General features: G+C 71.9%; 18 protein-coding genes and 1 rRNA gene. 8 read left to right on the forward strand and 11 right to left on the reverse strand.

Translation table 11 applies throughout. The annotated features are described in order from the left end of the window. A 5S ribosomal RNA gene (rrf, locus tag AB0G17_RS18745) occupies positions 1-93 on the forward strand; the annotation flags it as partial. A gap of 82 nt (positions 94-175) precedes the next feature. Further along, the gene (locus AB0G17_RS18750; protein ID WP_361383388.1) at positions 176-730 is read left to right on the forward strand and encodes a GNAT family N-acetyltransferase; all 555 of its coding nucleotides are present in this window, start codon (positions 176-178) and stop codon (positions 728-730) included. Between the two features lie 34 nt (positions 731-764). Here AB0G17_RS18750 and AB0G17_RS18755 read toward each other — a convergent pair whose 3' ends face one another. The 6 genes from AB0G17_RS18755 to AB0G17_RS18780 form a co-directional block, all read right to left on the reverse strand. Beyond that, complete coding sequence (locus AB0G17_RS18755) at positions 765-2,456, reverse strand: type IV secretory system conjugative DNA transfer family protein (protein ID WP_361383391.1); 1,692 nt, start codon at positions 2,454-2,456, stop codon at positions 765-767. A 112-nt stretch (positions 2,457-2,568) separates the two neighbouring features. Continuing rightward, complete coding sequence (locus tag AB0G17_RS18760) at positions 2,569-3,993, reverse strand: ATP-binding protein (protein ID WP_361383394.1); 1,425 nt, start codon at positions 3,991-3,993, stop codon at positions 2,569-2,571. 25 nt (positions 3,994-4,018) lie between these two features. Beyond that, positions 4,019-5,569: an SCO6880 family protein gene (locus AB0G17_RS18765; RefSeq protein WP_361383397.1), complete on the reverse strand. Its 1,551-nt coding sequence runs from the start codon at positions 5,567-5,569 to the stop codon at positions 4,019-4,021. Next, positions 5,566-6,924, reverse strand: a complete 1,359-nt coding sequence (locus AB0G17_RS18770) for a hypothetical protein (protein ID WP_361383400.1) — start codon at positions 6,922-6,924, stop codon at positions 5,566-5,568. Before AB0G17_RS18770 ends, AB0G17_RS18765 begins: the two co-directional genes overlap by 4 nt. Then, positions 6,914-7,762, reverse strand: coding sequence for a hypothetical protein (locus AB0G17_RS18775; protein ID WP_361383403.1), 849 nt, complete (start codon positions 7,760-7,762; stop codon positions 6,914-6,916). Before AB0G17_RS18775 ends, AB0G17_RS18770 begins: the two co-directional genes overlap by 11 nt. A 208-nt stretch (positions 7,763-7,970) precedes the next feature. After that, the gene (locus AB0G17_RS18780; protein WP_101389324.1) at positions 7,971-8,279 is read right to left on the reverse strand and encodes a hypothetical protein; all 309 of its coding nucleotides are present in this window, start codon (positions 8,277-8,279) and stop codon (positions 7,971-7,973) included. 422 nt (positions 8,280-8,701) lie between these two features. On the opposite strand from AB0G17_RS18780, the gene AB0G17_RS18785 reads away from it, so the two are divergent. Beyond that, a complete protein-coding gene (locus tag AB0G17_RS18785; protein ID WP_361383406.1) occupies positions 8,702-9,451 on the forward strand; it encodes a trypsin-like peptidase domain-containing protein in 750 nt (249 codons plus the stop codon). Between the two features lie 76 nt (positions 9,452-9,527). Here the strand turns inward: AB0G17_RS18785 and AB0G17_RS18790 are convergent, their stop codons facing one another. Further along, positions 9,528-10,106 carry a hypothetical protein gene (locus AB0G17_RS18790; RefSeq protein WP_361383409.1) on the reverse strand — a complete coding sequence of 193 codons (579 nt, stop codon included), beginning with the start codon at positions 10,104-10,106 and terminating at the stop codon, positions 9,528-9,530. A gap of 58 nt (positions 10,107-10,164) precedes the next feature. Next, complete coding sequence (locus AB0G17_RS18795) at positions 10,165-10,395, reverse strand: alpha/beta hydrolase (protein WP_361383412.1); 231 nt, start codon at positions 10,393-10,395, stop codon at positions 10,165-10,167. A 330-nt stretch (positions 10,396-10,725) separates the two neighbouring features. Here AB0G17_RS18795 and AB0G17_RS18800 point away from each other — a divergent pair, with 330 nt between their 5' ends. The 3 genes from AB0G17_RS18800 to AB0G17_RS18810 all read left to right on the forward strand — a co-directional run bounded on the left by AB0G17_RS18800 (position 10,726) and on the right by AB0G17_RS18810 (position 14,428). Beyond that, positions 10,726-12,432 carry a serine/threonine-protein kinase gene (locus AB0G17_RS18800; protein ID WP_361383415.1) on the forward strand — a complete coding sequence of 569 codons (1,707 nt, stop codon included), beginning with the start codon at positions 10,726-10,728 and terminating at the stop codon, positions 12,430-12,432. A gap of 36 nt (positions 12,433-12,468) precedes the next feature. Further along, on the forward strand, positions 12,469-13,482 hold the full coding sequence (locus AB0G17_RS18805) for a bifunctional lytic transglycosylase/C40 family peptidase (RefSeq protein WP_361383418.1): 1,014 nt from the start codon (positions 12,469-12,471) through the stop codon (positions 13,480-13,482). 208 nt (positions 13,483-13,690) lie between these two features. After that, a complete protein-coding gene (locus AB0G17_RS18810) occupies positions 13,691-14,428 on the forward strand; it encodes a phosphatase PAP2 family protein (RefSeq protein WP_361383421.1) in 738 nt (245 codons plus the stop codon). A 6-nt stretch (positions 14,429-14,434) separates the two neighbouring features. Here the strand turns inward: AB0G17_RS18810 and AB0G17_RS18815 are convergent, their stop codons facing one another. Both AB0G17_RS18815 and AB0G17_RS18820 read right to left on the reverse strand, forming a co-directional pair. Further along, complete coding sequence (locus AB0G17_RS18815; RefSeq protein WP_361383424.1) at positions 14,435-16,036, reverse strand: FAD-binding oxidoreductase; 1,602 nt, start codon at positions 16,034-16,036, stop codon at positions 14,435-14,437. 116 nt (positions 16,037-16,152) lie between these two features. Further along, a complete protein-coding gene (locus AB0G17_RS18820) occupies positions 16,153-16,311 on the reverse strand; it encodes a hypothetical protein (RefSeq protein ID WP_361383427.1) in 159 nt (52 codons plus the stop codon). A 171-nt stretch (positions 16,312-16,482) separates the two neighbouring features. Between AB0G17_RS18820 and AB0G17_RS18825 the strand changes: the two genes are divergently transcribed. After that, on the forward strand, positions 16,483-17,310 hold the full coding sequence (locus tag AB0G17_RS18825; protein ID WP_361383430.1) for a hypothetical protein: 828 nt from the start codon (positions 16,483-16,485) through the stop codon (positions 17,308-17,310). A gap of 135 nt (positions 17,311-17,445) precedes the next feature. After that, positions 17,446-17,607 (forward strand): hypothetical protein, encoded by a 162-nt coding sequence (locus tag AB0G17_RS18830; RefSeq protein WP_361383433.1) that lies wholly within the window; start codon positions 17,446-17,448, stop codon positions 17,605-17,607. Positions 17,608-18,161: 554 nt separating this feature from the next. On the opposite strand, the gene AB0G17_RS18835 is transcribed toward AB0G17_RS18830, so the two are convergent. Continuing rightward, positions 18,162-18,500 (reverse strand): metal-sensitive transcriptional regulator, encoded by a 339-nt coding sequence (locus AB0G17_RS18835; RefSeq protein WP_067155185.1) that lies wholly within the window; start codon positions 18,498-18,500, stop codon positions 18,162-18,164. Positions 18,501-18,610: the final 110 nt, after the last annotated feature.

Raw genomic sequence — 18,610 nt, forward strand, 5'->3', positions numbered from 1 at the left:
ACGCCCGGTTACATTCCGAACCCGGAAGCTAAGCCTTTCAGCGCCGATGGTACTGCAGGGGGGACCCTGTGGGAGAGTAGGACGCCGCCGAACAATCATTGCGGGAAGCCCCGCACCATGATCCGCAAGGATTAATGGTGCGGGGCTTTTCTGCGTTCCATGGCAGGATCTGGCCATGGATCACGTGATACGCCCCGTGCGGGCCGACGAATGGCGCAAGGCCAAGGAGCTCCGGATGGCCGGGCTCGCCGACCCTTCTGCCCCGGTTGCCTTCCTTGAGACCGCCGAGGAGGCCCGCGCCCACCCCGACATCTTCTGGCAGGAGCGCACCGCCGGCGTCTCCAGCGGCACCGGCGGCCGCCAGTTCGTGGCCGAGGGCCCGGACGGCACATGGGCGGGTACCGTCGTCGTCCTGGTCGAGCAGCCGGGGAACGTGGACTTCTTCGGGGTGGACATCGAAGCGCCCCAGGGACATGTGGTCGGCGTCTTCGTCCGCCCCGAGTTCCGGGGCATCGGGCTCACCGAGAGGCTCTTCGAGGGCGCGCTGGAGTGGGCCTGGTCGCTGGAGGAGCCGCAGCTCGAACGCGTACGGCTCTATGTGCACAACCAGAATGGGCGGGCCGAGGGCTTCTATCGGAAGTTCGGGTTCGCGCGGACCGGGAAGACCACGCCCGCCCCGGCCGGGCTGCCGAACGAGTACGACATCGAGATGGTGTGCCCCCGTCCGTAAGCGCCGAGGGCCTCGGCCCTTACAGCCGGCTTCCTCACGGCTTGAGCGTCTCCGTCCAACGGGCCCGGGCTTGTTCCGCCGAGCGGAGCAGGGCCAGGGTCGGCAGGCCCAGGTCCTGGCCGGTCGAGAGGAGTTCGGGCAGCCGGGGCAGCGGCGCGACCGCGGCCACGTCGTCCAGGACCAGCGCCATTGGTGGGTCGAGCCGACCGTCGGGTGACCGTTCGGCCATGCGGCGGCCGTGCTCGACCACGTCTGAGGCGAGGGCCGTGAGGAGCGGCATCGCGGCGGGGCGGGACCGCGGGTCCTCGATGGCTTCACCCACCACGTAAAGCGTGCCCCCTTCCGCGGCGAATGATTCCAGCGCGAGCGAATCCGCTCGGTTCGGCGTGCAGGCCTCGCGGATGTGAATCGAGGAGAGGGCGTCGAGCGCACGGGCCGTCAGTTCCTGGGCGATCTCCCGGCGTTCGGGGTGCGCGGTCAGCGCCGACTCCAGCAGGCCCGCCGAGCCGCTCATGGCCTTGGGGTGGGTGCGGAGTATGCGTACGGCCTCGTGGGCGCCGGTGCCCTGGGCCCAGCGGTGCATCTGCTTGACCGCCTTGCCGTCCCGGCTGTCCAGCGCGGCCGCGTGCAGCCAGCACCGGAGCAGCGTCTCGGCGGTGTCGGCCATGGCGGCGTCGATACGGGCCTGCGGGCGTACGGGTGCGAGCAGCGCGGTCGCGCGCGCCGCCGCCACGTCCGCGTCCTCGCAGCCGCTCGTGGGCGACCAGTGCAGCCGGGCCGGGGTGTCGCAGAGGTGCCCCGGGTCGTACACGTGCACCGGGCCGAGCTTCGCGCGCGCGTCCTTCGTCTCCGCCCACAGGGTGGGGTCCGAGGTGATGACGAGCGCGGCGCCCTCGGCGTCCTGGATGGCCTGGACGGCGGTGGGGCGTCGGGTGTCGGGGCCGCCGTAGACGAGCCGGGGCGGGCGGGCCGCGCGGGGCGCCGGGAGCCGCCCGGCCGCGGCGTCCGTCTGCCGGGGCGCGGCGCCGGCCGCCGGTACGGGATGCGGGGCGGGCCCGTTCGCGTACGCGCCATCCGTACGTACTGTGTGCGTCGCGCGGGACGGATCCCAGGGTTCCGGCGTGGCGGGAGCGGCGGAGTGGTCGGGTCTGCTCGGTACGGCAGGGGCGGCAGGGGCGGCAGGCGCGGCAGGCGTGGCCAGTGACTCCAGGGGTCCGGTGCGGCCGGTGGGGCCGGTGGGGCCGGTGGGACCAGTGGGCCCCAGTGCGTCCGGGCCCACCCCCAGACCCGGACCCGCGCCCACTCCCAGACCCGCATCCAGACCCTGACCCCCCACCGCATCCCCCCGCATCGCAGCCGACGCCTTGGCTCTCGCGCGTACCGCGCGCCAGCGCGACCACGTGCCCAGGGCGAAGATGAACAGCACCAGGAGCACGAGCAGTTGGCCGATGAGCAGGCCCCAGAAGAGGCCGTAGCCGGAGAGCTGGGCGGCGGGGGTGTCCGGCCAGGCGGCCGGGAGGTCGTGTGGGGCCTGGATGAGCCGGCGCAGGGCGAGCGGGGTGCGGGTGAACGTCACTGCGTCCGGCCAGGCGCCGTGGCTGAACAGGCCCGCCAGGCCCGTCGCCGTCCAGACCAGGACGGTGAGGCCGAGCAGGAACGCGAGCAGCCCGACCAGCAGGGAGTCGGGGATGCCGCGCTCCTCGCCGCGGGAGCGGGACTCCGGCATGTCAGGCAACCTCCGGCGTGTCGGGCCAAAACGTGCGTGTGTCGGGGAACTTCCGTGGTGCGGGCGGCCGTTGATCCGGCAGGCCCCTCGACGGGGAGGGGCCGCCGAACCGTCAGGCCACGGTCGACTCGGGCGAGGAGGTGCCGGACATTTGCTGTTCCATCATCGCTGCCCTGCGCTCGCTCTCCGCCTCCAGCCGGCTCTCCAGTTCATGGGCGAGTACGTCATCGGTCGCCGCCGACTCCGTCATCGCCCGGTCGGTGAAGACCAGCGGCCGTTCCCGCTCGGTGATCAGGTGTTTGACCACCTGGACATTGCCGTTGACGTCCCAGACGGCGATACCGGGCGTGAGCGTCGGGATGATCTCGACCGCCCAGCGTGGCAGGCCGAGCACTCCGCCCGTCGCCCTCGCCTCGTCCGTCTTCTGGGCGTAGATCGTCCTGGTCGACGCCATCTTCAGGATCGCCGCCGCCTCCCGCGCCGCCGCCCCGTCCACCACGTCCGAGAGGTGGTGGACGACGGCTACGAAGGACAGGCCGAGGCGCCGACCGAACTTGAGCAGCCGCTGGAAGAGCTGCGCCACGAACGGCGAGTTGATGATGTGCCAGGCCTCCTCCACCAGGAAGATGCGCTTCTTGCGGTCGGGCCGGATCCAGGTGTGCTCCAGCCAGACGCCGACGATCGCCATCAGGATCGGCATCGCGATCGAGTTGCGGTCGATGTGCGAGAGGTCGAAGACGATCAGCGGGGCGTCCAGGTCGATGCCGACCGAGGTCGGTCCGTCGAACATGCCCCGCAGGTCGCCGTCGACCAGCCGGTCCAGGACGAGCGCCACGTCCAGGCCCCAGGCCCGGACGTCGTCTATGTCGACGTTCATGGCGACCGCCGAGGCGGCCTCCGGGTGGCGCAGCTGTTCCACGATGTCGGTGAGGACGGGCTGGCGGTCGGTGATGGTCTCGTTGACGTAGGCGTGCGCCACCTTCAGGGCGAAGCCCGACCGCTCGTCCAGGCCGTGCCCCATCGCCACCTCGATGATGGTGCGCAGCAGCGCCAGCTGGCCCGTGGTGGTGATCGCCGGGTCCAGCGGGTTGAGCCGGATGCCGCCGTCGAGGGCGGCCATCGGGTCGAGCCGGATGGGAGTTATCCCCAGCTCGCGCGCGATGAGGTTCCATTCGCCGACGCCGTCCTCGCCCTGGGCGTCGAGCACGACGACCTGGCGGTCGCGGAAGCGCAGCTGGCGCAGCACATAGGTCTTCTCAAGGGCCGACTTGCCGTTGCCGGACTCCCCGAGGACCAGCCAGTGCGGCGCGGGCAGCTGCTGTCCGTACAGCTGGAAGGGGTCGTAGATGTATCCCTTGCCGCTGTAGACCTCGCGGCCGATGATCACGCCCGAGTCGCCGAGGCCGGGCGCGGCCGTCGGCAGATAGACGGCCTGCGCCTGGCCGGTGGAGGTGCGCACCGGCAGCCGGGTGGTCTCGACCTTGCCGAAGAGGAAGGAGGTGAAGGCGTTGGTGAGCGCGGAGAGCGGATCTCGCATGAGCAGGGCCCCTATCAGCTCTCGGCTAGCGGCGGATGCCGGTCGCGAACGGCAAGGTGTTGACGAAGGCCCGGTGGTGCTCGCGGTCGCACCACTCCAGCTTCAGGTACGACTTGCCGGCCGAGGCGCGGATGGTGCGCTTGTCCCTCGCCAGGGCCTCGGGGGAGCGCGCCGACACCGTGATGTACCCGACGAGGTTGACGCCTGCCGCGCCACTGGCGAGATCTTCACCCCGTTGGTCGAGGCGGCCGTGGGCGGCGATGTCGCGCGGGTCGACGGTCCGGTTCATCTTGGCCGCGCGCGAGGCCTCGGCCTCGTCGTTGGTCTTCTCGGTGAGCATGCGCTCGATGGCGACCTCGGTGGGTTCGAGGTCCATGCAGACCGCGACCGTACGGATCACGTCCGGGGTGTGGACGAGGAGGGGGGCGAGGAAGTTGACGCCCACGGGGGTCATCGGCCACTCCTTCACCCACGCCGTGGCGTGGCACCAGGGCGCGCGCGTGGACGACTCGCGGGTCTTGGCCTGGAGATAGGTGGGCTCGACCGCGTCCAGCTCGGCGGGCCAGGCGTTGCGCTTGGTCATGGCCTGGATGTGGTCGATGGGGTGGTCCGGGTCGTACATGGAGTGCACGAGCGAGGCGAGCCGCCCCTGGCCGAGGGGCTGGCGCACCCGGATGTCGGCCTCGGCGAGTCGGGCGCAGATGTCGGTGAGCTCGCGGGCCATGACGACGGCGAGCCCGGCGTCCCGGTCGAGCTTGCGGCCGGGCTGCGGGCGGGCGGCGCGGGCCATGGCGTTGGCCTCGGCGGCGAGCTCGCGCGAGTACTGCATACAGGCGACGAGATACGCGCGGTGCTGCTCGCTGGAGGTGGACACCATGGACTGGAGCTGCTCGTAGGACTCCTGGAGCCAGCCGGGTGAGCCGTGGTCGCCGCGCTGGGCGACGTCCTTGGCGTGCGCGTCCGGGTCGGCGGGCAGGGTGCGGGCGAGCATCTGGAGGCGGGTGACGAACCCGTCGCCGTTGGCGACGTGCTTGAGCAGCGTGCCGAACCGGTCGACGAGGGCTTCCTGGTCCTCCGAGTCGCGCAGGCCCACACCGGGGCCCTCGATCTCGATGGCGGCGGTGACGGTCCGGCGGTCGGCGTGCAGCAGGACGGCGATCTCGTCGGGGCCGAAGGGCGCGGCGAGCCAGTTGATCCGGCCGATGCCGGGCGGCGGTCCGATCTCGACCTCGCGTCCGTCACCGCGCACGCCCGCCTCCATGGCGGAGGAGCGGTAGGTGGTGCCGCGGCGCAGGGAGCGCTTGTAACTGCGGTTGATCTCGAACCACTTGTAGAAGGTGCGGTGTTTGTACGGGAGGTACACCGCGGCGAGCGCCAGCATGGGGAAGCCCATGAGCAGCACGATCCGCAGGGACAGGACGGGGACCAGCAGTCCACACATCATGCCGAGGAACGCGCCGCCGATGATCAGCGCGATCTCGCCGGTCTCGCGGTTCTTGCCGACGATCGCCGACGGCCTGGCCCGGCCGATCAGATACGTGCGGCGGGGCGAGACCGGTTGGGACTGGGTCGTCAACGCCCTCCACCTCCTGTGCTGTTGTTGCCCTTGTTGCCGGTGTTGCGGCTGCTGTGCGGGGTGCCGCTGGTGGGTCCGGAGCCGTTACGGGGCGGGGGTGCGGCGGAGGGGACATGTCCGCCGCCGCCACCGCCGCCGGAGGAGCCCCGGCTGCTGTGGGCGGCCACGCCGCCGGAGACCGGGTTGGCGGGCCGGGGCTGGGCGCTGTTGCCGCCCTGGTTGCCCCGGCTGCTGTGGGTCTTGATGCCCTGGGAGACGAGGGCGGCCGGGGAGGAGATCACGGCGGCCGCCTGGGAGCCGTCGGTGGCCTGCTTGCGGTTGGTGCGGGCGGCGGCGATCTCGTCGCCGAAGCCGGGTACGAAGCGGTAGATCATCGCGGAGGCGAAGATGGCCAGCAGGATGATGGCCAGGCCCGAGACGACCGCCTGGAAGGAGTCCGGCCCCTTCCCCGCCGAGAGCGCGCCCGCCAGGCTCAGCACGATCACGATGATGGGTTTCACCAGGATGATCGCGATCATGATCCCGGCCCAGCGGCGGACGTGACCCCACATGTTCTTGTCGACGAGTCCCGAGTACACGACGACGCCGAGCAGCGCTCCCACGTACAGCAGGAGGGCGCGGATGTAGAGCTCCAGGAAGAGGATGCCGGCCGCGAGGATGGTGACCAGGGAGACGACGATCAGCATGATCGGGCCGCCGCCGATGTCCGTGCCCTTCTTCAGCGCGGCCGAGAACGACCCGAAGAAGACGTCGGTCTGGTCGCCGGTGCCGGAGGCGATGACGTCGGTGACGGCGTCGGTGGCGTTGACGACGGTGTAGAGGATCAGCGGGGTGAAGGCGGAGGCGAGCACGGTGAGCCAGAGGAACCCGACGGCCTCGGAGATCGCGGTGGTCAGCGGCACCCCGCGGATCGCCCGCTTGGTGACGGCGAGCAGCCACAGGACGAGCGTGAGGATGGTCGCGGCGGCGAAGACTACGGCGTAGCGGCCGAGGAAGGCGGGGTTGGTGAAGTCCACCTTGGCGGCGGTCTTCACGAACTTGGAGAGCGTGTCGACGACCCAGACGGCGGCGTCGGCGCAGCCGCGGGCGAGGGAGGTCAGGGGGTCGGCGGGGTCGCCGGGGGCGACGGTTCCCGGCGAGGTGCTGGGCTTGCCACTGCCCGACTCGCAGTAGTCCTTGGCAGGACCGCGGATGAGGTCGCAGGGCCCGGCGGTGCTGGCTCCGGGGCTCGGCGTGGGGCTGGGGGTGGGGCTCGGTGCCGCGTACGCGTACGTGGCGGCCAGTACGGCGGTGGTCTGCACGGCCGTCAGCGCCGTGGCGAGCGGGAGGGCGCGGCGGGGCCGCTTACCGGGCATAGGTGAACCCTCCGTACTGCTCGACTGCGTCGGCCATGTCCTTGGCGGTCGCGGCGGCCTGGTCGCGCCCGACGGGTGCCGGACCGTCCTTCTGGGTGAAGTCGGTGACCTTCCAGTCGTTGCCGACCCACTTCAGCTGGAACGTGTTGGTGTACCAGCCCTCGGAAACGGGGTTCTTCGAGCCCTCGCCCGCGAGCCCGAACAGGGCCGAGTACCAGACGGACACGCTCGCGGCTTCGCTGCTGTACGTCTCCACCTTGGAGCCGACGGGGTTGAACCGGGAGATGAAGGTCAGCCCAGTGGGCGCGCTGCCGTCCGGTTTGAGCCCGATCCGGGCCAGGAACTCCGGACCGGAGTACGCCCGGTCGAGGTCGCCCTGGCGGGCCGCCGCCACGTCCGGCGCGTACACGGTGCTCACGATCTCGTGACGGCGGGCCGGGTTGTACATGCCGTCCGAACCGAGCGCCACGACATAGTTCACCGCCGCCGACTGCGCCCCCTGTTCCGTCTGGGGGAAGCCCGTCGGGATGCCGGCCGCTTTGCCCTGGACCGGCTTCGTGCCGCTCGCGGCCGTCGGGTTCGGGTCGGACTGCTTGGGGTCGTCGGAGGAGCCGTCACCGCCATCGCCCCGGTTGGCGAAGGCGATCGCGGCGACGAGGAGGACCACCACGCCGACGACCATGAGCAGGGAGCGCGAGGCGCGGACGGGGCGGCGGACGCCGCCGTACACGTCGGCGCCCTCGCCCTCGGGCAGCCGGGTGCGCGTCTGGCGCGTACCGCCGACGGTGCTGTACGCGTCCTCCGTGCGCCTGGAGTCGTGCTCGTCGCCGAGGCTCATGCCGCGTACGCCCCCTCAACCCTTCGCTGGTCCGTCGTGTAGTACGACGGTAGCCGTGCTGGTTCCCGCGCGGGCGCGGTGTGGTGACTCGACATCAGGGAGACGCAACCTCAGCCGGTGGGCACGACGGACGGATGGTGTGGGAGGAGGGCCTGGGCGGGCCCTCTGGGGACGAACGCGGCGGGACGGGGCCGGACCTGAGGTCGGGTCAGACGGCCATCCCGTACACAATGGTGAACAGCGTGCCGAGTGAGCCGATGATGAAGACTCCGGTCAGCCCGGCCACGATCAGACCCTTGCCCTGCTCCGCGCTGAACGTGTCGCGCAGAGCGGTCGCACCGATCCTCTGTTTGGCCGCGCCCCAGACGGCGATGCCGAGGCAGAGCAGGATGGCCACGGCCATCACGACTTCGACCATCACCCGGGCCTCGTTGCCCAGGCTCCCGAACGGCCCCCAGTTGGGCGCGATCCCGCCGATGATCGTGGTGATGTCGCCCTTTTCTGCTGCCAGGTACACGTAACTCACCGCCCCTGTCGGGTAGTTCGATGCCCCTGCCCCATGGCATGGGTCAGGCTCTATCTTCGCTGATGAAACCGCCCGGGTATGTCGACTTGGCGGCTCTCTTTTCCGGAAACCGCACAGCTGTGCCGGTCGCACCGCCCTGACCTGCGGTGGACCGGTTCTCTACGGATTCGCGTATGGTTACTCTGTGTATCATGCATGGTGACTCCGGGCAATGACTGTCGTTGGTGCACTCTGGGCCCGTTCGCTTGAGTGGAACTTGCGCCGGTGCGTTTTCGGGGGCGCGGGCGGGGGCGTCGGCGGCGGCCGACGGAGGGGCAGCGGAGGGCCGGTGGGGGGCCGGGCGGGGCGCTTCACAGACTCTTCTCAGAAAAGTTCCAGGAGTCTTCTCAGGTCCGCGCGTCAGGGTCGGGGCCATGAGACACGTCTCCCAGCTGCGTGCGCTGTCGGCGGTGGCGGTGCTCCTGGTGATCCCGTCGTACGGGGGCACGGCGTACGGGGGTCCGAGCGCCGGGCCCGCCGGTACGACCCGGCCGGCGCCCGCCACGGCCGCCAACGCGCGCGTGGGCGCCCTGTTCGACGGGGGCCTGGACGGGGACCACTTCTGCACGGCGTCGGTGGTGCACAGCGAGGGCCGGGACGTGATCGTCACGGCGGCGCACTGCCTGGACGACCAGGACGACGCGGTGTTCGCGCCCGGCTACCGGGACGGGCAGGCGCCGTACGGGACGTGGCCGGTCAAGCAGAAGTACGTGGACGACGCCTGGTCGGACGACCAGAACGAGGACGACGACGTGGCTTTCGCGGTCCTGGGCCCCGGCTCGCTCAACGGCGGCCGGGTGGAGGACGCGGTGGGCGCGGCGCCGCTGGCCACGGACGTGCCGGCGGGCGGCACGGTGACGGTGACGGGCTACCCGGGCGACTCCGACACCCCGCAGTCCTGCACCACGCGCGCGACGCCCTTCGGCGACACCCAGCAGCGCGTCGCGTGCCCCGACTACCCCGGCGGCACGAGCGGCAGCCCCTGGGCGGCGCCGGACGGGTCCGTGGTGGGTGTCATCGGCGGCTACCAGCAGGGCGGGGACGACCCGGACGTGTCGTACAGCGTGGTGTTCGGGACGACGACGGCGGCGCTTTACCGGTTGGCGGTGGGGGACGTCTGCTGAGGGCTCGGACCGCCCGGGGTGCTGGGGAGTCGTACGCGCCCGGCGCCCCGCCGACCAGCAGCGCCCGGCGCCCCGTTCAGTACTCGCCGTCGAGGTCCGTTCCCTCGGGGGCGCGGAAGAACGCCGAGACCACGTTGACGAGGATGAGCGGCTTCTTGCCGGCCGCGGGCTTGTCCCAGAGCTCGACCAGCACCGTGAATCGCTGCTCGGTCGTCGAGTCGGCGTTGAGCTCCAGGGTGCCGGCCGCCGTGCCGTTGGGGCCGTACTTGTTGATCTTCCAGCCGTTGCCCGGCATCCGGTCCTTCAGCCGCTGGAAGCCGGCCTGGAGCTCACTGACGGGTACGTCGTACAGCGACCACGGGTGCCGGATCTGGTAGAGGTGGTCGGGGTCGGACTCGCTTCGGCCGACGCCCGGTCCCGGCTGGGTGGTCTTGGCGTCTTTGATCGCCATCAGGTCGAAGAGCTGGCTGGAGAGACGCTTCGCCTTCGCCCGCGCCTCGGGGACGGCCAGCGTGGTCGGCTTGTAGCTGAGGCCGTCCGCGTTCGTGGCCTTGTCCATGGGGCATCCCGTCGTGAGAGTGGCGAGGGCGAGCGCGCCGGCCAGCGCCGTGAGCACCGGTCGACGGCGGCGCGCCGTGGTGGTCGTGCTGGTCAATGCGCTTCCTTCACCTGGTCGTATCGTCCGGCGACGACCGCGGCCTGGTTGCGCAGGCTCACACTGCCGGAGTCCCAGCCATGCCGGGGCTGCCCGCCACCACGATGTCGTCGGCGGCCAGCTTGCCCCGGTTCGAGGCGTCGCCGACGACCGTCGAGCCGTAGCTGTGCGAGGTCGGCGAGCGCGCCGGCCGTGCCGGTGCGCAGCTCGCCCGCGACCTTGCCGGCGGAGCTCCAGGGGGACTTGCTGAACTGGACGTCGGGCGCGCCGCCGCCCCCCTCTTTGCCATTGGCAGACGCGAGCCGCATTCCGGAGGCGGGAGGCAGCTGCCCTCCCGGCAGCCCTCCCGACAGCGCTCCCGAGGCCCCGCCCGACCTGGACGGAGTGCCCGCGAAGAGCTCTTCCCACTGCGTGCTGAGTGCCATCTGCGGCCGTTCCCCCGTTGCCATGCCTTTTGGTTCCCTTTACTTGCCGATGCAACGTAGCAACGATGCGGAGGGGGAGGCGAGCCCGGTGATCTGCCCGTTTGTGTACGTCAAGTGATCGCTCTTGGGTGTGTGTGATCACAAGAGGGTCAACGGGCGTGAGGAGATGGCGTGTTACGTGACAGAGTCGTCAGGTGGACGCGCTCAAGCCCCGGGATCCGGCACACATAGGTACGTACGCCCTGCTCGCCCGGCTGGGCGCGGGCGGGATGGGCATGGTCTATCTCGGCCGCTCGCCAGGAGGCCGCCTGGTGGCACTGAAGGTGATCAAGGAAGAGATCACCGACCACCCCGAGGCGCTGGCCCGCTTCCGCCGGGAGGCGGAGACGGTACGCGCGGTGCGCAGCGCGTACACCGCGAACCTGATCGACGCGTCGCTGGCGGCGCCGCCGTACTGGCTCGCCACGGAGTACGTCTCCGGGCCGACCCTGAGCCGCGCCGTCGCCGACCGGGGCCCGTTCCCGCCGGACACCTGCCGCAAGCTGTTCGCGGCGTTGGCGGAGGGGCTCGCGAGCGTGCACGCGTACGGGGTGACGCACCGGGACCTCAAGCCCCAGAACGTCATCCTGGCCCCGCAGGGCCCCCAGCTCATCGACTTCGGCATCGCGCGCGCGGCGGCGGACACGGCCCTGACGGCCCCGGGCACGGCCCCCGGCACCCCCGGCTTCACGGCACCCGAGGTCCTCCTGCGCAACGAGGTCGGCGACCCGGCGGACGTGTTCGCCCTGGGGGCGACGATCGCGTATGCGGCTACGGGGAGGGCGCCGTTCGGGTCGGGGCCCATGGACGCGGTGTCGTACCGGGCCGTCCACGAGGCGATCGACGTGGCGGGCGTCGAGCCGGAGCTGGCCGCGCTGATCCTGGCCTGCGCGGCCAAGGACCCGGCCGCGCGGCCCACTCCGGCGGAGGTCATCGTGCGGTGCGCGGTGACGTCGGCGCTGGTGGAGGACCCGTACTACCAGGCGCTCGCGACGGGCCTGACGGAGCCGCCCCCGCACGACCTCCCCACGGCGACGGCCGCAGGCCTGATACCCCCGAACCACCCCACCCCGCCCTACCACCCCACCCCGCCCTACCCCCCCACCCCGGCCCCCCGCTCCCGCCGCCGCACCCCCTGGCTGGTGACGATCGCGGTGGCGGCGGTGGTGGGGGTGACGGCGGCGGTGGTGGTGCGGGGGTTGCCGGGTGGGGGCGGGGCAGGAGCTTCGGGCTCGCCCCCGACGGGCAAGCCCTCCGGCGGGACGTCGGCGGCCACTCCGACCGGGTCCGGGGGAGCGGCGCAGCCGCCGCGGTACATCGAGAACAACCGTGTCTCGCGCGACTACTGGACGCTGTCCAAGGACCCCGCCACCGCCTCGCACGGGATAGGCGAGTGCCACACGATCGGCGGGGAGGGGAACCTGCCCGCCGAGTTCCAGACGGCGGTGGAGAACGCCGACGACCAGGGCCTTCCGTACGTCACGAAGAAGGCCAAGATCGTGATGCGGATGAAGAACGCGGAAGCGAAGGACACCAGGCCCGGCCCGTACTACGTCTCCGTCGGGGTGAAGCCGCCGCACGAGATCGACCCCGACACAGGCAAGCCGTTCGTGGACCTCACGATGGAGAACAAGTCCGTCGGCTACACCAGTAAGCCGGTGGACATCTACAGCAAGTGGAAGTCCGGAGAGTTCATCGAGCTGACGTATCCGGACGACTTCGCGAGTCACTTCGGGGGCAAGGCCGACAACGCCATCCCGGTCGCCAACGACCCCGGAGACTGGACGGTGGTGTTCTATCACGTCAAGGGCAGCCCTACGGACTACGCGAGCATCGCGTGTTCTGGCTTCCGAGTGAAGTAGGCGGTGAACCGGGCCCGGATGGGGGAGGGTTGAGGGGTGCGTAAATTCCTGGTGGCCGGAGGCATCGCGACAGGGGCGGGCGTGGGCTTCGTCGCCCTGCTCGTCGTGGGCACGTACTCGGCGGCGGCCGGGCTGAACTCCGGGCTCGGCGCGGGCAAGTCGGTCGGGCTGGCCAAGGGTGCGGTGCCCGCCCTGTACCAGCCGTTGGTGCAGAAGTGGGGCAACCTGTGCCCCGCCCTCAACCCCGCCATGCTGGCGGCCCAGTTGTACCAGGAGAGCGGCTGGGACCCGACGGCCAAGAGCCCGGCCGACGCGCGCGGCATCGCGCAGTTCATCCCCGGCACCTGGGCCACGCACGGCATCGACGGCAACGGCGACGGCAAGAAGAACATCTGGGACCCGGCCGACGCGATCCCCTCCGCCGCCTCCTACGACTGCGAACTGGCCGGGTACGTCAAGAACGTGCCGGGGGACCAGAGCAGCAACATGCTGGCGGCGTACAACGCGGGGTCGTACGCCGTCATCAAGTACGGGGGCGTGCCGCCGTACAAGGAGACCCAGGGCTACGTCAAAACCATCCGCACCCTGGAGAAGAGCTTCGCCCGCCCTACCACCCGCGTGCAGCCCTCCCAGCAGGCCGCCGGGGCCATCTACTACGCGCAGAAGAAGCTCGGTACGCCGTATCTGTGGGGCGGGGAGGGGACCGCCGAGCAAGGGGGGCGGTTCGACTGTTCGGGGCTGACGCAGGCCGCGTACTCGACCGTCGGGATCACGCTGCCGCGCGTCGCCAACGACCAGTACAACGCCGGCCCGCACCCCTCCCGCGGCGAGCTCCTCCCCGGCGACCTCGTCTTCTTCTCCGACGACCTCACCAACTCCCGCGCCATCCACCACGTCGGGCTGTACGTCGGCGGCGGGTACATGATCAATGCCCCCTACACCGGCGCCGTCATCCGCTTCGACAAGATCGACGCGCCCGACTACTTCGGCGCGACCCGGGTCACCAAGGACGGCGCGGCCGCGTTGCCGACGTTCAAACCGGGTACGTGACCGGCGGTACACAGTGGCTGGATCTCGTCGGAACTCTCCGTCAGGTCATGGCCCTGAGCTGCGACGATGAGTCTCTCTTCGGTAACGTCGTGGTGATCATTCCGTGGAGAGTGGAACGCGAGGGCCGTTCAGGCCGTTCAGTGGACAGTGACCGCAGAGTACTGACCACGGGGGTTGGTAGCTACACGCACAGGCAAGGGGCCTCGGCATGGCTGGACTCGCGCTGGACGGGTCGAACCCGGACGTCAGCCTGCTCTACGACATCAACGGACTCGCCGCTTCCGCCCCCTCGTGGTTCGACCGCGTCATGGAGTTCGTCGGCGAGTACGGGATCCTGCTCGCCCTCGTCCTCCTGGTGCTCTGGTGCTGGTGGAGCCTGCGCCGCGGCGAGGACCGCGAGAGCGCCCTGGCCTCGCTCGCTGCCCTCGTCTGGGCGCCGCTCGGCGCCGGGATCGCGCTGCTCGTCAACATCCCCATCAGGGGATTCGTGGAGCGGCCCCGGCCCTTCGTCACCCACAAGGGACTCGACGTCCTGGTGGACGGCAAGACGGACTACTCGTTCGTGAGCGACCACGCCACGATGGCGATGGCGATCGGGGCCGGACTCTTCGTCGCGCACCGCAAGTTCGGGCTCGCCGCGCTCGGGCTCGCGCTCGCCGAGGGCTTCTGCCGGGTCTACATGGGCGTGCACTACCCCACGGACGTGGTCGGCGGCTTCGCCCTGGGCACCGCCGTCACGCTGCTGCTCGCACCGCTCGCCCTGATGCTGCTGACCCCGCTGGTGTCGACGGTGGCCCGCTCGCCCCGCCTCGGCCGTCTCGTACGGTCGCGGCGCGCCGGCCAGTCCGCGCTGCGGCTCGCCGTGGACCTGCCCGAGCCCCGGTCGGAGGCCGAGAAGGGCACGGGGCCGGGAGCGGGTCCCGGGGCGAACGACCTGGCCGCGTAAGCGGCTTCACAGCGCCTGGGGGAAGTCGAACAGGCGCGTCGGGTCGTAGCGGCGCTTGAGCTGGGCGAGCCGGGGCGCGGCGGCGCCGTAGTACGCCTTGCGCCAGTCCGTCAGCTCCGGGTCGGCGTAGTTCTGGTAGGCGGCCCCGTTGGCGTACCGGCTCAGTGCGTCATGGGTGGTATTCAGCCATGCCTGTTGGGCCGTTCCGTGGGTGCCGGGGCGCCAGGAGGCGATGTACTGCGCGAGCACCCGCGAGCGGCGGTGCACGAACGCCGTCGCTGTCGGGGACACGCGGTTCAGCGCCCCGCCGAGCGCCGTGAGCGCCACGCTGCCCGCTCCGCCGCCCTGAGCGGCCGTCACGTTCCCGAAGGCCTCGGTCCTGGCGAGCAGGGCCCGTACGCCGTCGGCGGGGACCTCGCGGTCGAAGAACGCGGACCGGGCCGCGTACGTCTCGCGCTGGAGGGCTCCTTGCGGGTTGCGGCCGGGGGTGGCGCCCGCGAGGTGGCACTGCGCCTCGGAGAGGGCGGCGCACCCGCCGTACGCGAGCATCGCGTCGGTGTAGCCGTGGCGGCGCAGCGAGACGGAGGCGGCGGGTGCGCCGACGCGGTCGGCGAGGCGGTCCACGGCGTTCTGGAGGTCGCCGTAGGAGCCCAGCGAGAACGCCGAGACGGTGACCGTGGGGGCGGCCCCGGCCCGTACGCCGCCGGCGCCCGCCGCGAGATGGGCGGCGGACCAGATCTCGTCGGGCTGGTCGGGGCCCCACTCCTGCCAGGCCTCGATCACCGCCTGCGCCCTCGCCCAGGGCCAGGACAGATACGCGGTGACGGTCCGCGGGGCATCGTGCGTACGGAAGGTGAGCTCGGTGACCACGCCGAAGTTGCCGTTGCCCGCGCCGCGCAGGGCCCAGAAGAGGTCGCGCTCGCGGTCGGCGTCGGCGGTGAGCCGCTTGCCGTCGGCGGTGATGAGGGTCGCGGAGGTGAGGCTGTCGCAGGTCGCCCCGTACGCGCGCGTGGCGACGCCGTGGCCGCCGCCGAGGGTGAGGCCGGTGACGCCGACCGTGGGGCAGGAACCGCCGGGAATCGTACGGTCGTTGCGGCCCAGGGCGAGGTAGACGTCGAGCAGCCGGGCGCCCGCGCCGACCCTGGCGGTGTCGCCTTCGGTACGGACGCGGTTGAGCTTCGACACGTCGAGGACGAGGCGGCCGGTGCCGGAGGACCACCCGGCGTACGAGTGGCCGCCGCTGCGCAGGGCGACGGGGGTGCGGTGGGCGCGGGCGAAGACCAGGCACTCCTGGACGTCGGCGTCGTTCGCCACGTATGCGACGGCGGCCGGTCTCAGGCTGTCGAAGCGGGTGTTGTAGAGCTGGCGCGCGGTCGGGTACGGGGCGTCGCCGGGTCGGACGAGGGACCCGGCGAGTGAGCGCGCGAGGGCGGTCCAGGCGGCCGGGGAGGCGCTGGGGGCGGGGCCGGTGCCGGTGCCGGTGGCCCTGGGCGGTCCGGGGGACGTGGAGGGCTGGTCGCGGGCGGCGCCGGAGGTGCAGGCGGACGCCGTGGCCGCGGCGAGGGCGGCGCCCGCGGCCCCCGCGGCGAGGAGGGAACGCCGGTCCATGCGGGGAGGTCTTCCCGGACGGCCGGGTCCCGAACCGTCCCGTGCTTCGTCCTTAGTCCCGTTCCTCGTCCCGTTCCTCGTCCCGTTCTTCGAACGGGGTGGTGTGGGTCCGGCGGTCAGAAGGCCGCCGACTCGTGCTGATCGGCGTCCGTCCTGGCTTTGTCGCGGGAGCGGCGGGCGGGGCCGGTCCAGCCGCAGGAGCAGCGGGCGTGGGCGAAGCTGCCGCGTTCCGTGGTGGTGGTGCGGTGCTCGGGAGCCGGGGCTTGGTGGGGCACGGGGCAACGGTACCCAGGCCCGGGCGCGGGCGTGACCGGGGTGGGGCCGCGGTCGTTAAGCGGGGCGGGTGGTGTGGCCGGACGTGGATGGCGTTTGGGGGTTGGACGGCGATGACGGTGCAGCGGCAGAGGCGTGGGGGCGCGGGGTTCGCCGGTGCCGTTGTGACCGGCGTGACCGGTGCGACGGCGGCTGGGGTGACCGCCGCGGTGGCTGTCGTGGGTGTGCTCGTCGCCGGGTGCGGGGCGGACGGGCCCTCGGGCGCCGGCGGGCCGGGCGCGGCCACGGCCGAGCCGGGCCAGGTGGTGGCGCGGGCCGCGGACGCGCTGGTGGCCGCCCGTAGCTCCAAGACCAGCACCTCCATGGAGGTGGCGGCGGGCGGGACGCGGGTGACGATCCGGGGCGAGGGGGTCTACGACTTCACGCGCCGCATGGGCCGGTTGAAGGTCGTGCTGCCCAAGGACGCGGCGGGCGCGGAGGAGCACCGGCCGATCACCGAACTGCTCGCGCCCGGTGCGCTGTACATGAAGAACCGGGGCGCGGGCGTCCCCGTCGACAAGTGGGTCCGGGTCGACACGGCGACGCTGCCCGACGGCAACCTGGTCACCGGCGGGGTCACCGACCCGATGGTCGCGGCCGAACTGCTGCGCGGGACGGGCGCGGTGACATATCTGGGCGAGGAGGACCTGGCGGGCGTCCGGGTCCGGCACTACCGGGGCACCGCCGACATCCCCCGCGCGGCGGTCGCGGCCGGGCCGCACGCGCGCGGATCGCTGGCGGCGGCGGCGAAGGGGTTCGGCCGGGAGAAGGGCGCGGTGCCGTACGACGCGTACTTCGACGCGCAGGGGCTGCTGCGCAAGCTGCGCCAGCACTTCAGCTACGTCAACGAGGGGCGTACGGTCGCGGTCGCCTCGACCACGCTGCTGTACGGATTCGGGGTGCCCGCGACAGTGCGGCTGCCGGCGGAGCGGGACATCTATGCCGGAAAGATCGAGTCATAGGGGTTCGGGGGGCGTTCGGGAATTCAGTCATGGGCGGTGGCGGAAATGGTCCGTCCGTGCCATGCGCGGTGTGTGTCCTCCTCCCTACGCTAGGAAGCCGACGACGGCAGAAAGAGGGGTAGAGGGGTGAGGTGCGTGGCCGGGCTTCGCAGCGCAACCGTCCAGGACCACGTGGCCCTCGTCGAGATCGAGCTGTGCGGCGAGCTGATGATCGCCGCGTCGGCTGCGGCCGGGGAGCGGCTCAGTCCAGACCTGATCGACGAGGTCCTCAAGGTCGAGCCCGAGGGGCGCGGCTGATTCCTGCGGCGGGGGGTGGGGCGCGGGCTTGCTCGGCATGGGGCGCCACGTTTCGGCCGGGGCGGCCGGGGTGCCGGGGTGCCGGGGTGTGCTTGCTCGGCCCGGGCCGCCGCGTTTCGGCCGGGGGCCGGGGTGGGGGTGTACGCCGGGCCTGCCGGACCACCGGCCTGCGGGTCCCTCGGTCTGTGCGCGCCAGGGTCGGGCCGGGTCAGGGCGGGGGTGCGCAACCCGGCGGGACGGGGTTGCCGCTGTGCCCACCCGTGCCGCCCCTAGCGGCACGCATGCCCACAGCGGCGGCGGGGTGAGCGGCGGCGGGGCCAGCGTGCAGCACGCTGCGACACACAGCGGCGGCGCGCACGCTCGCTGCGGCGGCCGGGTTGGGCCCGGCGCGGCGCCACGCATGCGACGCACAGCACGGCGGCGCGCACGCCCGTGGCGGTGGCCGGGTTAGCGGGCGCGGCGGCACGCATGTGACGCACAGCGCAGGGGCGACCGTTGCGGCGGCGCGCCCGCCCGTGGGGGCGCCGTGGTGGTGCCGGGGGCCGGCCTCGGCCCTACGTGCGCAGCAGGCGGGCGATTGCCTTTGTTGCCTCTTCTACCTTCGCGTCGATCTCCCCGCCCCCCTTCACCGCCGCGTCCGCCACGCAGTGCCGCAGGTGTTCCTCCAGGAGCTGGAGGGCGAAGGACTGGAGGGCCTTCGTGGACGCGGAGACCTGGGTGAGTATGTCGATGCAGTAGACGTCCTCGTCCACCAGGCGCTGCAGCCCGCGGATCTGGCCCTCGATGCGGCGCAGCCGCTTGAGGTGCTCGTCCTTCTGCTTGTGGTAGCCGTGCACCGTGTGCGGCTGGTCCGTGAGGACGGTGTCCGGCTCGGCGGGCTCGGTGGTCGTCATCGCGTCCTCCCGTTGTGCGAAGAGGGGCTGGATACCCCTCGTGGGTATAGGGTAACGAACCCTGCCGAAGCGGGCCCGGAAACGGGCCGGGGGCCCGTGCTGATCACTGT

This window comes from Streptomyces sp. NPDC023838, from assembly GCF_040639555.1.
Taxonomy (GTDB): Bacteria; Actinomycetota; Actinomycetes; order Streptomycetales; family Streptomycetaceae; genus Streptomyces.

What these genes read in the sequence shown, in the direction of transcription:
- AB0G17_RS18815 (WP_361383424.1), bottom strand. Translation starts at nt 16,036, where the DNA reads ATGGACCGGCGTTCCCTCCTCGCCGCGGGGGCCGCGGGCGCCGCCCTC.
- AB0G17_RS18835 (WP_067155185.1), bottom strand. Translation starts at nt 18,500, where the DNA reads ATGACGACCACCGAGCCCGCCGAGCCGGACACCGTCCTCACGGACCAG.
- AB0G17_RS18750 (WP_361383388.1), top strand. Translation starts at nt 176, where the DNA reads ATGGATCACGTGATACGCCCCGTGCGGGCCGACGAATGGCGCAAGGCC.
- AB0G17_RS18785 (WP_361383406.1), top strand. Translation starts at nt 8,702, where the DNA reads ATGAGACACGTCTCCCAGCTGCGTGCGCTGTCGGCGGTGGCGGTGCTC.
- AB0G17_RS18795 (WP_361383412.1), bottom strand. Translation starts at nt 10,395, where the DNA reads ATGGCAAAGAGGGGGGCGGCGGCGCGCCCGACGTCCAGTTCAGCAAGT.
- AB0G17_RS18770 (WP_361383400.1), bottom strand. Translation starts at nt 6,924, where the DNA reads ATGCCCGGTAAGCGGCCCCGCCGCGCCCTCCCGCTCGCCACGGCGCTG.
- AB0G17_RS18755 (WP_361383391.1), bottom strand. Translation starts at nt 2,456, where the DNA reads ATGCCGGAGTCCCGCTCCCGCGGCGAGGAGCGCGGCATCCCCGACTCC.
- AB0G17_RS18775 (WP_361383403.1), bottom strand. Translation starts at nt 7,762, where the DNA reads ATGAGCCTCGGCGACGAGCACGACTCCAGGCGCACGGAGGACGCGTAC.
- AB0G17_RS18760 (WP_361383394.1), bottom strand. Translation starts at nt 3,993, where the DNA reads ATGCGAGATCCGCTCTCCGCGCTCACCAACGCCTTCACCTCCTTCCTC.
- AB0G17_RS18810 (WP_361383421.1), top strand. Translation starts at nt 13,691, where the DNA reads ATGGCTGGACTCGCGCTGGACGGGTCGAACCCGGACGTCAGCCTGCTC.